This is a genomic window from Symbiobacterium thermophilum IAM 14863 (genome assembly GCF_000009905.1).
GTDB classification, from domain to species: Bacteria; Bacillota; Sulfobacillia; order Symbiobacteriales; family Symbiobacteriaceae; genus Symbiobacterium; species Symbiobacterium thermophilum.
The window spans coordinates 1,937,183-1,951,271 of record NC_006177.1 but is presented as its reverse complement, the minus strand read 5'-3'; the positions used below and the strand labels follow the sequence as shown (position 1 = coordinate 1,951,271).

The window sequence follows — 14,089 nt, the reverse complement described above, 5'->3', positions numbered from 1 at the left end:
GTCACGCCTGCCTGGGTTGCCCTGCGGTCCCCGCGATCGCCGCCTTCGCCTCCCGGGCCCGCTCCAGGGCCTCGTCGGCGGTGGGGGCCAGCACGTTCAGGTGGCCCATCTTCCGGTGGGGGCGGGGCTCCCGCTTGCCGTAAAGGTGCAGCTTCACGTGCGGGTCGGAGAGCGCCGCGCCCACGTCCAGCGGGAAGTCCTCGCCCATCACGTTGACCATGCACACCGGGCTGAGCAGGTCCACGGCGCCCAGCGGCAGGTCGCACACGGCCCGGATGTGTTGCTCAAACTGGGACGTCGCGCAGGCATCCTGGGTGTAGTGGCCCGAGTTGTGCGGGCGCGGGGCCAGCTCGTTGACCAGCAGGCGGCCGTCGGGCAGGCAGAACATCTCCACGCCTAACAGCCCCACCAGCCCGAGCCCCTCGGCGATGCGCACCGCGAGGTCCCGGGCGGCGGCCTGCACCGCCGGGTCGACCCGGGCGGGCACAATGGAGTACGCGAGGATGTTCCGCGCATGGATGTTCTCGGCGACCGGGAACGGGGCCACATGGCCGGATGCGCTGCGGGCCACCACCACGGACAGCTCGCAGGCGAAGTCCACCAGCCGCTCCAGCACCAGCGGACCGCCGCCCAGCGCCTCGAGGGCCCGCTCCGCCTCCGCCGTCGTGCGGATCACCGCCTGCCCCTTGCCGTCGTAGCCCATAGTCGCGGTCTTCAGCACGGCCGGCAGCCCGACGGCCTCGAGGGCGGCGGGGATCTCGTCCGCCGAGCGCACGGGACGCCAGGGGGCGACGGGGATGCCCAGCCGCTCCAGGGCCTGCTTCTCGGAGATCCGGTTCTGGCAGGTGCGCAGGATCTCCACCCGGGGGTGCACGGGCCGGCGCGCGGCCAGCCGGTCCAGCACCGCACCGTCGATGTTCTCAAACTCGTACGTGATCACGGAGGCCACGTCGGCCAGGGGCGCCAGGGCCTCCGGGTCGTTCAGCGCGCCCACGATCACCCGATCGGCCACCGGCGCAGCCGGGCAGTCGGGGTCCGGATCGGCGACGGCGACCCGGTATCCCATCGCCCTGGCGGCCAGTGCCGACATGCGGGCCAGCTGCCCGCCGCCGACAATGCCGACCACCTCGCCGGGCCGGATCATGGCTGGCTCTCCTCCACCTGCTGCCGCATGTAGGCCCGGTACTCCTCCAGGATGGCCCTCAGCCCCGGGTCCTCCAGGGCGAGGATCTGGGCTGCCAGCAGCCCGGCATTGCGGGCGCCGGCCTTGCCGATGGCCATGGTCGCCACAGGCACGCCCCCGGGCATCTGCACGATGGAGAGCAGCGAGTCGATCCCGTTCAGGGTCGAGGACTTCACCGGCACGCCGATCACCGGAAGGAGGGTCTTGGACGCGGTCATGCCCGGCAGGTGCGCGGCTCCGCCGGCGCCGGCGATGATCACCTTCAGTCCCCGCGCCGCGGCCGACTCGGCGTAGGCGAACATCGCGTCGGGTGTGCGGTGGGCCGAGACGACCTTCATCTCGTAGGGAATGCCGAGCTCGTCCAGAACGGCGGCGGCCTCCTGCATGGTCTCCAGGTCCGAGCGGCTGCCCATGATGATGCCCACAAGCGGTCCGGTCCTCTCCGTCTGCGCCATCGGGTGCTGACCCCCTGTGTGCGTGTGGTGCGCATACAACGAGACAGCGGCCCCTCTGGGCCGCTGCCAGCCAACTGGTGGGCGGTACTGGGATCGAACCAGTGACCCCTTGCGTGTGAAGCAAGTGCTCTCCCGCTGAGCTAACCGCCCAGTGCCTGCTCATTATACCGCAACCCCGTTCGGAGCGCAAGGCCACCTGGAAGATTATGCAGGGTTTGTGCCCCCTGCAGCCGAATAGTTGTCGATAACATGCGCCGTGCAGGCGCTTCCGGGAGACCAGAAGGGACCATGCAGATCATCGTGCCGCATACGAATACCGACCTGGATGCCATCGGCGCAGCCATCGGGGCCCAGGTGCTGTACCCCAAGGCGCAGATCGTGCTGCCGGGCACGGCCAACCCGATGGCCGCCGAGTTCATCTCCCTGCACCGGTACAACCTGCGGGTCTACCGGGTGAAGGACATTGACCTCACGCAGGTGCAGCGGGCGATAGTCGTGGATACCGCCGACGCTGCCCGGCTCGGGCCCCTGCGGACGCTGTTGCCCAACGTGGAGCTGCACCTGTACGACCATCACCCCGCGGAGGCCGCCGACCTGCAGGGCCGGCTGGAGGTGCGGGCCCCGGTGGGGGCCACCTGCACCCTGATCGCCGAACTGATCGAGGAGGCCGGGGCGCCGCTGACCCCGTTCCAGGCGACGGCCCTGCTGGTGGGCATCTACGCCGACACCGGCTCGCTGAGCCTCCTGGGCACCACCGACCGGGACGCCCGGGCCGCGGGGTTTCTGCTCTCGCGCGGCGCGAGCCTGCAGGCGGCCGCCCGCTTCATGGAGGTGTCCCTGTCGCCGGCCCAGCAGACCCTCCTGCAGCAGCTGCAGAACCGGGGCCGCTGGGTGAACGTGCACGGCGCCCGGATCCGGCTGCTGGTGGCCGAGGTGCCGGAGTACGTGGGCGGTCTCAATCTGGTGGTGCACCGGCTCATGGAGCTGGAACCGGTGCCGGCCCTGTTCGCCGCGGTGCGCATGGACGACCGGGTGCACCTGGTGGGCCGGTCGTCCGTCCCGTGGGTGGACGCGGCCCGCGTGATGGCCCGGTTCGGCGGAGGCGGCCACCCCGCCGCGGCCTCCGCCGTGGTCAAGGGGCTCTCGGTGGAGGAGGCGGCGGAGCGGCTCGAAGAGGTGCTGCCCGACGGCGTCGAGCGGCCGCTGATGGCCCGGGACGTCATGTCCGCCCCCGTCAAGACGATCCTGGCCCGGAAGCCCATCCGGGATGCGGAGCGGCTCATGCTGCGCCACGGCCACACGGGCCTGCCGGTGGTGGACGAGCAGGGCCGGGTGGTGGGGGTCGTGTCGCTGCGGGACGTGGAAAAGGCCCGGCGGCACGGGCTGGAGCACGCCCCGGTCAAGTCGGTGATGCGGTCGCAGGTGATCGCCGTCCACCCCGACACGCCGGCGGACGAGGTGCAGGAGCTGATGATCGAGCGGGACATCGGCCGGGTGCCGGTGGTGGCCGACGGCAACCTGGTGGGCATCATCACCCGCTCGGACATCCTCGGCCTCATCTACGGCGCCCCGCCGCCCCGGTGGCACCGCCGGCTCTACGCGGCGCCGGACATGCCCAAAGACCTGCGGGACAAGGCGGTGCAGGAAGCGCTGGAGGCGGTGGAGGCGGCCCCTGCGGGGATTCGCGCCCTGCTGCGCACCGCCGGGCGGGTCGCAGAGCAGGAGGGGGTCGCGGTGTACGCCGTCGGCGGCTTCGTGCGGGACCTGCTCCTGGGCCGGCCGAACCTCGACTTCGACATCGTCGTGGAGGGCGACGGCATCGCCTTCGCCCACTCCCTCGCCCGGGCGCTGGGGGGACGGGTGCAGGAGGTGCCCCGGTTCGGCACCGCGCACATCTACCTGGATGCGGACGACCCGGACCTGCCGTCCCGGATCGACGTGGCCACGGCCCGGCGGGAGTTCTACGAGCACGCGGCGGCGCTGCCCCGGGTGGAGCACGCGGACCTGCACGAGGACCTGTACCGGCGGGACTTCTCCATCAACGCTCTGGCTATCCGACTGGGCTCCGCCGGCCCCTCGGGGCTGATCGACTTCTTCGGCGGCCTGAAGGACCTGGCGGCCGGGCAGGTGCGCATCCTCCACACCCTCAGCTTCGTCGAGGACCCGACGCGGCTGCTCAGGGCCGTGCGGTTCGCCCACCGCTACGGGTTCCGTCTGGAGCGGGAGACGGAGGCCTGCGCCCGCCGCGCGATTGCCGAGGGTTTCCTGGGGAGGGTGAGCCGCGAGCGGCTGCGCAACGAGCTGCTGCTGCTCCTGCAGGAGCCCGCGGGCGGCGGGGCGCTGCAGATGCTGGCCGACCTGGGCGGGCTGGAGGACCTTCTGCCCGGCGTGGGCCTGACCCCGGAGGTGCTGTCGCTTCTGGACGCGGCCGACGGCCTGCCCGAGGCGGAGCCGGAGATCAGCGCCGGCAGCCGGCTGTGGCTGGTCAAGCTCCTGGTGCTGCTCCACCCGCTCCCGCTGAACCAGGGGGCAGCCCTGGTGAAGCGGCTCCGGCTGAAGCGGGCGGAGTCCCAGGCCTGCCTGCAGGTGCTCGCCGGGTGGCGAATCGCCCACGACCTGGTGACGGCCCCCCGGCCCGACCCCGCGGCGATCGTGGCGCACCTGGACGGCTGGCCGCCGGAGGGGCTGCTGCTCCTGCACCTGCTGGGCGGCGGCGATCGCGTAGCGACGTACTGGCGGACGTGGCGCCATATTCGGCTGGACATCACCGGCGCCGACGTGCGGGCCCTGGGGGTGCCCCCCGGGCCTCAGGTGGGCCGGATCCTGCAGCGGGTGCTGGCCGCCCGGCTCTCGGGCGAGGCCCCGGACCGGGCGGCGCAGTTGGAGCTGGCCCGCCGCCACGCAGCCCAACAGGAGGAGTGAACCGCTTGGCACTGCCCAGCCTGCAGCAGATCGTGATGCTCATCCCCGGCGTCGTCATGGGCTTCGCGTTCCACGAGTTCGGTCACGCGCTGGTGGCCACCTGGTTCGGCGACGACACGCCGCGCCTGCAGGGCCGGCTGACCCTGAACCCCGTGGCCCACCTGGATCCCGTCGGCACCCTCCTGCTCCTGCTGGGGGGCATCGGCTGGGCCAAGCCCGTCATGGTGAACCCCGCCCGGCTGCGGCCCCGGGTCCTGGGAGACATTGCGGTCTCCCTGGCCGGGGTGGCCATGAACTTCCTCCTGGCGCTGGTCTTCGTGGTGCTCTTCGTCCTCGCGGAGACCGGCCGGCTGGGGTGGCAGCACCCGGTGCTGAGCGAGACGCTGTACCTGGTCGTCATGGTCAACGTGTTCCTCGTGGGGTTCAACCTGCTGCCGATCCCGCCGCTGGACGGCTTCCGGGTCCTGGCGTATGCCTTCCCGCCGGGGGCGCACCAACTGGTCCAGACCCTGTACCGGTTCGGCCCGCTCCTGCTGATCTTCCTGTTCGTCACGGACCTGATCGACCTCTCGCCGATCTACACCGGCATCTTCAACGCGGTGGTCTGGGTCGCGTCGCCGCTGCTTCGGCTGCTGTAGCGTTGCCAGGGATGCTGAAATGCATGTAATATAAAGAGGTTGTATGAAGTCCGGGGCTGCGCGGCCCGGAGAGAGGGGGTACGGGTGTGGATCGCTCCACCAGGCCTGAGCCGTACGTGGTTCACCTGGCCAACTTCGAGGGCCCCCTCGACCTGCTGCTGCACCTGATCCGCCGGGAAGAGATGAACATCTACGACATCCCCATCGCGCGGATCACCGAGCAGTACCTGGCCGCGATCCAGGACCTGGCGGACCTGGACCTGGACCGGGCCAGCGAGTTCCTGGTGATGGCGGCGACGCTGCTCCGGATCAAGTCGCAGATGCTGCTGCCCAAGCCTCCCCGTCTCCCGGCGGACGAGGAGGGGCCGGAGGAGCCGGAGGAGGATCCGCGCGAGGCGCTGGTGCGGCAACTGGTCGCCTACAGCCGCTTCAAGGAGGCGGCCGAGCTCCTGCGCGAGCGGGAGCGGGAGATGCTCCGGGTCTACACCCGGGGCCTGTTCGTGGAGGAGCCCGGGGGCCCGCCCCCGCTGGAGGGGCTCGACCTCGCGGATCTGGTCAGGGCCTTCCAGGAGGTCTTGAAGGAGGAGTGGAACTGGCGCGAGGTGCCCCGGGCGGAGATCCCGCTCCGGGAGAAGATCCGGGAGATCCGCTTCCGCCTGTCCCGCTCGCCCGGGGGCGTCCGCTTCCGGGACCTGTTCGCCCGGGGGTGCAGCCGCCTGGAGGTGGTGGTCACCTTCCTGGCCCTGTTGGAGCTCGTGCGCCGGCGCCAGGTGAGGGTGGTGCAGCAGGCGCTCTTCGGGGAGATCCTGGTGCTGCAGGCGGAACCGCCGCAGGATGAGGCCGAGGGAGGCCGGGAGGACGGATGATCTGGAACCATGGCAAGATGATCCTGGAGGCTTTGCTCCTGGCGTCGCCGGAGCCGCTCACGATCAAGCGCATCGCCGAGGTGATCGGCCTCGACGAGCGGGACGCCGCCCTGCTCATGGCGGACCTGCAGAAGGACTACGAGGCCCCGCACCGGGGGCTGGCGATCCGGGAGATGGCGGGGGGCTACGTGCTGACCACCCGCCCCGAAGCCGCCGAGTACGTGGAGCGGCTGCTGCAGCCCAAATCGCGGGGACTCTCCCACGCCGCCCTGGAGACGCTGGCCATCATCGCGTACCGGCAGCCCATCACCAAGGCCGAGATCGAGAACGTGCGCGGGGTGAAAGTGGACCGGGCCCTGGAGACGCTGCTGGAGCGGGGGCTGATCGAGGACAAGGGGCGCAAGGAGGCGCCGGGCCGGCCGATCCTCTACGGCACCACCGCCGAGTTCCTCCGGTACTTCGGGCTGCGGGAGCTGAGCGAGCTGCCGCCGGTGGAGATCGACACGTCGGAGCCCGGCCTGATCGTGCCCACCCGCACGGGGGGCGGCGAGGCGGAGCGGGAGGTGCAGGCCTCGCTGTTTGCGGGCGGGGAGGAACCGTCCGCCGAAGCGGCGGACGGCGGCGCAGGGGAGTCGACGCACGGGGAGGAGGAGTAGCGGTTGGGGTTCACGGGGCACGCCTTCGTCGACTGGGATGACACGATCGCCGAGAACATCCGCTACTTCCGGGAGGTCGAGGCGCAGATCAGCCTGCTCATCGCCGGGCGGACCGGGTTTGACCGGGACGAGGTGCAGCGGCGGGGGGCCGAGCTGGACGTGGCCGTCGCCCGGCAGATGGGGCTGGTGCGGGAGTCGCTGGCCGTCGCCTGGCTGACCTGTTACCGGGAGTTCGCCGGGCGGGCGGGGCGTCCCGTCGACCCGGTCGTGGAGGCCGAGCTGCGGCGGCTGTGCGCCATCCCCTACGAGACCCGCCAGGAGCTGCTGCCCGGCGCGGCGGAGACGCTCCGATGGCTCCACGAGGCCGGGTTCGAGGTGACGATCTGGACGGCGGGAGAGGACGCGGTGCAGCGGCGGAAGATCCAGGAGTCGGGGCTGACCCGCTGGATCCACCGGCAGACAGTGGTGCCGGAGAAGACCGCCGAGCGGCTGCGGGACGCCATCGGCGACCGCGATCCCGGCCACTGCTTCGTGGTCGGGAACTCCCGCCACTCGGACATCCGGCCGGCCCTGACGCTGGGGGTCGCCGCCTACCACGTGGATGTGGAGACGTGGGCCTACGACCATCTGGACGTGGACGAGGAGGATCCCAACTACCACCGGCTGACGCACATCGGCGAACTGCCGCGCCTTCTGGCCCAGCGGTTCCGCCTGGCGGTGTGACGGGCTGCCGGCCCCGACGGGGGGCCGGCGGCCTTCGTCTTTCCCGCCGCCGGACGTTTCCGACGGTGAGCCCGTCGCGGTGGGGAATGGACCGCCTCCGCTTTGGCAAGACTCACCTCGTCAGTGCGGGAAAGGCTTCCGGGGGTGGGTGAAGATGGGCTGGCTGATCGCCGTGGGCTGCCTGGCTGCGGCGATGGCGCTCCTGTGGCTGGCGCCTGTGCAGCTGCACCTCCGGCTTGCCCAGGCGAACCTGAAGGCCGAGGTGTTTGTGGAACTGCGGGTGGGTTGGCTGCGCTTTGCGCGCGCGATCACCCTCGGGGAGAAGGCCCCCCGCGTGCGGGCGCGCACCCGGCGGCGGCCGGGTGCGAAAAAGTTGGACGTCCGCGATCTGCTGGCCGCCTCCGTCCAGGGGCTGCGCTATCTGGGCCGGGCCACCTGGTGCGAGCGGCTGAGGCTGCGGGTGGAGGTGGGCGGGCTGGACGCCTGCGACTCGGCGCTGCTGGCGGGGCTGGGGTGGAGCCTCGTCTGCAACCTGCTGGCGCAGTTCGGTCGGCTGGTGCAGGTGAACCCGGCGGGGGTCGCGGTGGCCGTCGTTCCCAACTTTCAGCGCCCGCTCCTGCGCACGGATCTCGACTGCATATTGCGCGTTCCCCTGGGAAAGGCTACATGGGCAGCGGGCATGGTGCTGCGCGCGGCCCTGCGGCGCCGGGCGCTGCTTGCCCGGATCCGGGAGCGTCAGCGGAGGAAAGGGGACAGGACCGATGGCCGATCACCCGATTCAAGCCCTCATGAAGACGGCGATGGACAGCCTGAAGAGCATGGTGGACGTGAACACGGTCATCGGTGATCCGGTGGAGACGCAGGACGGAACGGTCATCGTGCCGGTTTCGCGCGTGACCTTCGGCTTTGCGGCGGGCGGGTCCGAGTTCGTTCCGGCCCATGAGAGGGAGCCCGGGCACGACCACCCCTTCGGCGGCGGCAGCGGGGCCGGGGTCTCGGTCAGCCCGGTGGGCTTCCTGGTGGTGAGCAAGGACCAGGTGCGGATGCTGCCGGTGGACGGCGGGCAGCCGGTCCATCGCATCATCGACCTGGCGCCGCAGCTCATCGACAAGCTGCGGGCCGCGTTGGGCGGACGCGCCCAGGACGAGCCCTGCGAGCCCGAGGTCAGCGACACCACCGGGGCCGACGGCACGCCCAAGACCACGCTTACGTAACGGTGGGGGGCCCACAGAGATCAGCCTGTGGCCCATTCATCACTGGCCTTGGGCCCTCACGGGCTGGCTTGCGGCCCGTAGCTGCTGGTCCATGGCCCTTACGTGCTGGCTTACGGCCTTACGTGCTGCCCTGTGGCCCTCATGCCGAGGTTTCCGGCCGGGCGATGGTACGCCCGGCCTTTCCTTATGGTCTCCCGGAATAGCCCGAACTGCCGCGGCTTACGCTAGGAACCGGGGGGTGGACGCGCTGCGTGCCATGTGGAAGGGGACCATCAGCTTCGGGCTGGTGACGATCCCGGTCAAGCTGTACGCCGCGACGGAGTCGAAGGACCTGCGCTTCAACCTGCTCCACGAGCCCTGCCAGACGCCTGTGCAGTACCGGAAGTACTGCCCGACCTGCGAGCGGGAGGTCGAGAGCGGCGAGATCGTCAAGGGATACGAGTTTGACCGCGGACGCTATGTGACGCTGCGGGACGAGGACTTCGAATCGATCCCGCTCGCGGCCCGGCGGACGCTGGAGATCGTGGCGTTCGTGCGCCTCGAGGAGATCGACCCGATCTACTTCGACAAGACCTACTATCTCGAGCCCGGCGAGGGCGGCGCCAAGGCCTACGGCCTGCTGCGCCACGCGATGGAGGTGACCGGGCGCGTGGCCATCGCGCGGGTAGTCCTGCGCGCAAAGGAGTCGCTGGCAGCCCTGCGCGTCTTCCGGGAGGGCGTGCTCGCCATGGAGACGATGCACTTCCCCGACGAGGTCCGGCCGGTGGCTGCCCTCACCGGCATCGCCCAGCCGGAGTTGCGCCCGCAGGAGATCGAGATGGCCACCGGGCTGATCGAGTCGCTGACGATGCCGTTCTCGCCTGAGCGGTTTGAAAACACGTACCGAGAGGCGCTGCTGGAGTTGATCCAGGCGAAGATCGCCGGGGCGCCTCCGGCCGAGCCCGGGCCGGCCCCGGAGCAGGGTCGGGTGGTCGACCTGATGGAGGCCTTGCGGGCCTCGATCCGTGCGGCGGAGGCGCAGCGCGCCGCGGGCGGGGCGACGGGCGGCGCCGCAGGCGCGGACGGCACCCCGCCAGCTCCAGTGGCCAGGTCACCGGAGGCGCCCGCGCGGCGTGCGATCCCGGGACTGCCTGGCGACCCCGCGGCGTCCGTGCCCGGCGTGCCCGCAGCTCCCGTACCGCGTGCGCCGGGCGTGACCGGGGCGCCCACCCCGGGTACGCCGCCCGCGGCCGTGCCGGGCGTGCCCGCGACGGCCGTGCCCGGCACGCCCGGGGCTCCCGTGCCGACGGCGCCGGGCGTTCCCTCAGCGCCGGCCCCGGGTACGTCGCCCACGTCCGTGCCGGGCGTGCAGACCGCGCCCAACGGGGCTGCCCCGCCCGGCCCGTTCGCTGGGAGCGACCGCGCGGCCGAGGTCGGGCCGGACGAGACGGCGCCCGGAGGGCCGTAGGCGTGCGGCTGCCCTTCCCGCCCATGCTGCTGGAGCGCGCCGAGGCCCCCTTTGCGGACGACGACTGGGTCTATCAGGTGAAGTGGGACGGCGTGCGGAACCTGACGCTGGTGGAGGGCGGTCGGGTGCGCCACTGGAGCCGTCGGCTGCGGGAGCGCACGGCGCTGTTCCCCGAGTTCGACGGCCTGGCCGCGGCCCTCCCCGGGCGGCGGGCCGTGCTGGATGGCGAGATCATCGTGCTGCAGGACGGTCGGCCGAGCTTCTCGGCCGTGCTGGAGCGGGACCTGGCGGGCAGCACGGCGGGGGCGGCCCGAAGGCGGCCGGCCACCTTGATGCTCTTCGATCTGCTGGAGTGGGACGGCCGGGAGTTGTACGACGTGCCCCTGGCCGAGCGGCTGGCGCTGCTGGAGGCGGTGGTTCCGCCCGACGAGGCGTGGCAGGTGGTCTCGTCCTTCCCGGGCAGCGATGGGCCGGCGCTCTACGCGGCCGCCGTGGCCAGGGGGCTGGAGGGGGTCGTGGCCAAGCGGCGTGCCAGCCGGTACGTGCCGGGGGCGCGCAGCCGCGACTGGCTGAAGGTCAAGCGCCGGTCGGAGATGCTGGCCGTGGTGGTGGGCTACACCAACCCGACCGGCCGCCCGGGCGGGCTGCTGCTGGGCGCCTACCGGGACGGGCGGCTCCGCTACATCGGCCGGGTAGGCTCGGGGCTGAGCGGCGCGGACCTGGCCGCGATCCGGCACCACCTGCCGTCCGGCCCGTGCCCCCTCGCGGAGATTCCGAGGCTCCGGGAGCGGTTCGGCGGCGACCCCGGACCGGTGGTGTGGGTGGAGCCCCTCCTCACGGTGCGGGTGAGCTTCACCGAGTGGACCGAGGAGGGGCGGCTGCGGGACCCGGTGGTGGTCGGGTTTTCGGCCGAGCCGCCGGAGGCGGCGGTGATCCCGTAAGAGACGCAGCGAGGAGGAAAGTCGGATGACGGAGCAGGAGTGGCAGCAGCATCCGGAGCGCGAGGTGCCGGCGCTTCCGGGGCAGGAACCGCACTTCCCGGGCGGCGACCCCGGCGGGCGGCCGCAGGGGATCCACCCGGGCCGGTCGGAGGGGCAGGCGGCGCTCTCGTCAGGGGACTCCGTTCCGGTGCTTGTGGCGTGGTTCGCCGACGCGTCCAGCGCCCGGGCCTGTCTCCGCGCCCTGGAGCTGCGCGGCGTGGGGGTGACGCTGGCGGAGGAGGCGCCGCCTGGGCACACGGGGCCTGTGGCGATCCATGCCAGTCCTTCGGTCGGCGAGAAGGACCCCGTCATGACCGAACGGGGGATGGGGCGCGGGGCCGTGCTCGGCGCCACGGTGGGCGCGACGGCGGGGTTCCTGGCTGCCACCTACCTGGTGCCGCCGCTGGGCGCCGCCTCGGCCACCGGCGCCATGCTGACCACACTGGCCGGCGCCGGGTTGGGCAGCTTCTTCGGCAACCTGGCCGACCAGGCCAGGGATGACAGCGGGAACCCGGCGGGCCAGGGAGGCGATGCCGCAGCGGCCCAGGAGAGTGCGACCCTGCGGTTCCGTCTGGAGGTCTCCGCGCGCCCAACCCAGGTTGACGAGGTGATGGCGCTGGTGTCCGCTTGGGATCCGGAGGAGATGCGGCTGCTGCCCACAGGCGCGGGGGAGGCGCGGGGGTATCCGGCCGGGCGCCGGGGAGATGGGGACGGCGGTCGGATCCCCGTGGAGGGCGGGCCGGCATAGTGGCCAGAACCGAGAGGCGGTGGGTACGGGTCGGCGGGCGGGAGCTGGCGGTGACCAACCTGGAGAAGCCCATGTGGCCGGCCGACGGGCTGACCAAGGGGGACCTGATCTCCCACTACGTGTCCGTGGCTCCCTACCTGCTGCCGTACCTGCGGGGGCGGCCGGTGGTGCTCACCCGTTACCCCCACGGAGTCGGGGGCAAGTGGTTTTACCAGAAGGACGCCCCGCAGGGGCTCCCGGACTGGATTCCGACCTGGGCGGACCGGGCGGAGGACGGCCGCGTCATCCGCTACCTGCGCATCGAGGAGCCGGCGGCGCTGGCGTACGTGGCCAATCTGGGAGCCATCGAACTTCACCCGTGGCTCTCGTCCTGCGACTCGCCGGACCACCCGGACTGGGCGGTCATCGACCTCGACCCGGCGGAAGGCGCCACCTTCGCAGACGTGCTGGTCGTCGCCCGGCTGGTCCGGCAGATCCTGGGCGAGGTGCAGGTGCAGGGTTTCCCCAAGCTGTCGGGGGCCACCGGCGTCCACATCTTCTGTCCCGCGGCGCCGGGCACGACCTACGCCGAGACGGCCGCGTTCTGCGAGCAGGTGGGCCGGATCCTGCTGCGAGCGTATCCGGAGAAGGTGACGCTCGAGCGCGCGGTCGCACGGCGCGGACCGAAGGTGTACGTGGATTACCTGCAGAACCGGCGCGGGCAGACGATCACCAGTGTGTACGGACTGCGGCCGCTGCCCGGGGCGCCGGTGTCCGCGCCGGTCACGTGGGAGGAGCTGGAGGGCGAGCCGCCGCGGATCACGATGCGCACCCTGCCCGCGCGCCTGGCCGCGGTGGGCGACCTGTTCGCGCCGATGCTGCAGGCCACCCAGGACCTGCAGGCGGCCACGGAGCGGCTCAGGAGGTATCTCACAGGTGTGTGAACACACCGGACTCCGATCCTCCGGCAGGGTAACGGCTAGGCCCATCCGGAGTGCCCCGGCCACCCTGTCGTGCCGGCTGGGTGGAGGTAGACAACGCTCTGGTGGCAACCTGTTCTGAGGAAGGGCGGCGCCGTACATTCCCCTCGCGCAGGAACTACCTTTGCACGCCGAAACTGCATCCGGGGTCAGCGGTTGGATGCAGTTCTTGCGCGTTGACAGGCTGCAGCGGTGGAGGTTCCGCGCAGAACCTACAGCCGTGATCGGCTTCTGAGTGCTGCGCGTTGGCCACCCGAGGCGGCTGCGTTGCGCGCAGAACCTGCACTCGGGGGGAGCGTGTGAGTTCAAATTCTGCGCGTTGACAGGCCAAAGTGGTGGAGGTTACGCGCAGAACCTTCACCCGTGATTGGCCTCTGAGTGCAGATTCTGCGCGTCGGCCACCCAAGGCGGCTGCGTTGCGCGCAGAACCTGCACTCAGGGGGAGCGTGCGAGTTCAGATTTTGCGCGTTGACCGATCGCCCCGGCAGAGGTTGCGCGCAGAATCTTCACCCTGGACCGACTGGTGAGTGCAGATTCTGCGCGTGCGCCGCCCAAGATGACCACGTCGCGCGCAGAACCTGCACTTGGGGGGAGCGTGCGAGTTCAGATTTTGCGCGTTGACCGATCGCCCCGGCAGAGGTTGCGCGCAGAATGTTCACCCTGGACCGACTGGTGAGTGCAGGTTCTGCGCGTCCGCCACCCGAGACGGCCACGTCGCGCACCAGGGCTCCGGTGTTAAAGCGATGACCGGCCGCCGTGGCAGGCGGCCGGTCATCCGTGGGAGCCGGTGCGCCGGCACCGGCTCATTTCGGTGTGCCCGGCATGGGCGCTGACTTGGCGGTGAAAGTCCGCTACGGGCGAGGCAGCACCAGCCCGTTAGCCAAAGGCAAGGGTGTCCGTCGTGAGGCGGAATCTGAAGGAAGCCGGAGGCAAAGCCACGACCCGAGGAACACGAACCCCATAGGAGGCTGTGCCGCTCGGGTGAGCTGGCCGAACACAGCAAAACCCGAAGCTGCCAAAGGGCGGTGCGGTAGATGGGGCGGGTGCGGGGTGAAGGTCAGCGTTCTTACCCGGGGAGATCTGCCGGGAACGCCAGCAACGCTGGTAACCTGCGTCGGGAGACGCAGCTGAACCGGCAGAAGTCAGCAAAGGCCATAGTACCGGCAGGGGGACGCCCCAACCGGGAAGGGCCGAACGTCAGGAAAGGGGTGAACCCGTTGCGTTCGAGCAGCCCGCGACAAACGCAGAAGACCCCGAACGGGACCTGCTCGCCGGAGGTAGCGGTGAAGCCGCAAGGG

13 protein-coding genes and 1 tRNA gene are annotated in these 14,089 nt (G+C 71.4%); 11 read left to right on the top strand and 3 right to left on the bottom strand.

Annotated elements, in window-relative coordinates:
- Window position 1: 1 nt before the first annotated feature.
- The 3 genes from STH_RS09095 to STH_RS09085 all read right to left on the bottom strand — a co-directional run bounded on the left by STH_RS09095 (window position 2) and on the right by STH_RS09085 (window position 1,788).
- The gene (locus STH_RS09095; protein ID WP_011195935.1) at window positions 2-1,144 is read right to left on the bottom strand and encodes a 5-(carboxyamino)imidazole ribonucleotide synthase; all 1,143 of its coding nucleotides are present in this window, start codon (window positions 1,142-1,144) and stop codon (window positions 2-4) included.
- A complete protein-coding gene (gene purE / locus STH_RS09090; protein WP_011195934.1) occupies window positions 1,141-1,638 on the bottom strand; it encodes a 5-(carboxyamino)imidazole ribonucleotide mutase in 498 nt (165 codons plus the stop codon). The genes STH_RS09095 and purE overlap by 4 nt, the downstream gene beginning before the upstream one ends.
- Before the next feature lie 75 nt (window positions 1,639-1,713).
- A tRNA-Val gene (locus STH_RS09085) sits at window positions 1,714-1,788 on the bottom strand.
- Between the two features lie 138 nt (window positions 1,789-1,926).
- Between STH_RS09085 and STH_RS09080 the strand changes: the two genes are divergently transcribed.
- From STH_RS09080 to ligD (STH_RS09030), 11 genes are all read left to right on the top strand, one after another.
- Window positions 1,927-4,560 carry a CBS domain-containing protein gene (locus STH_RS09080; protein ID WP_043713847.1) on the top strand — a complete coding sequence of 878 codons (2,634 nt, stop codon included), beginning with the start codon at window positions 1,927-1,929 and terminating at the stop codon, window positions 4,558-4,560.
- 5 nt (window positions 4,561-4,565) lie between these two features.
- Complete coding sequence (locus tag STH_RS09075) at window positions 4,566-5,198, top strand: site-2 protease family protein (RefSeq protein ID WP_011195932.1); 633 nt, start codon at window positions 4,566-4,568, stop codon at window positions 5,196-5,198.
- Between the two features lie 86 nt (window positions 5,199-5,284).
- On the top strand, window positions 5,285-6,064 hold the full coding sequence (locus STH_RS19705; protein WP_011195931.1) for a segregation and condensation protein A: 780 nt from the start codon (window positions 5,285-5,287) through the stop codon (window positions 6,062-6,064).
- Entirely contained in the window at window positions 6,061-6,720 is a 660-nt protein-coding gene (gene scpB / locus STH_RS09065) for an SMC-Scp complex subunit ScpB (protein ID WP_011195930.1), read from the top strand. The genes STH_RS19705 and scpB overlap by 4 nt, the downstream gene beginning before the upstream one ends.
- Window positions 6,721-6,723: 3 nt before the next feature.
- Window positions 6,724-7,443: an HAD family hydrolase gene (locus tag STH_RS09060; protein WP_011195929.1), complete on the top strand. Its 720-nt coding sequence runs from the start codon at window positions 6,724-6,726 to the stop codon at window positions 7,441-7,443.
- Window positions 7,444-7,597: 154 nt separating this feature from the next.
- A complete protein-coding gene (locus tag STH_RS09055; protein WP_043713846.1) occupies window positions 7,598-8,290 on the top strand; it encodes a DUF2953 domain-containing protein in 693 nt (230 codons plus the stop codon).
- Entirely contained in the window at window positions 8,205-8,657 is a 453-nt protein-coding gene (ytfJ, locus tag STH_RS09050) for a GerW family sporulation protein (RefSeq protein WP_050742201.1), read from the top strand. Before STH_RS09055 ends, ytfJ begins: the two co-directional genes overlap by 86 nt.
- Window positions 8,658-8,895: 238 nt before the next feature.
- Complete coding sequence (locus tag STH_RS19150; RefSeq protein WP_011195926.1) at window positions 8,896-10,104, top strand: Ku protein; 1,209 nt, start codon at window positions 8,896-8,898, stop codon at window positions 10,102-10,104.
- 2 nt (window positions 10,105-10,106) lie between these two features.
- The gene (ligD, locus tag STH_RS09040) at window positions 10,107-11,045 is read left to right on the top strand and encodes a non-homologous end-joining DNA ligase (RefSeq protein ID WP_011195925.1); all 939 of its coding nucleotides are present in this window, start codon (window positions 10,107-10,109) and stop codon (window positions 11,043-11,045) included.
- A 25-nt stretch (window positions 11,046-11,070) separates the two neighbouring features.
- Window positions 11,071-11,832 (top strand): hypothetical protein, encoded by a 762-nt coding sequence (locus STH_RS09035; protein WP_011195924.1) that lies wholly within the window; start codon window positions 11,071-11,073, stop codon window positions 11,830-11,832.
- Complete coding sequence (gene ligD / locus STH_RS09030) at window positions 11,832-12,755, top strand: non-homologous end-joining DNA ligase (RefSeq protein WP_011195923.1); 924 nt, start codon at window positions 11,832-11,834, stop codon at window positions 12,753-12,755. Before STH_RS09035 ends, ligD (STH_RS09030) begins: the two co-directional genes overlap by 1 nt.
- The last annotated feature ends 1,334 nt before the right edge of the window (window positions 12,756-14,089 follow it).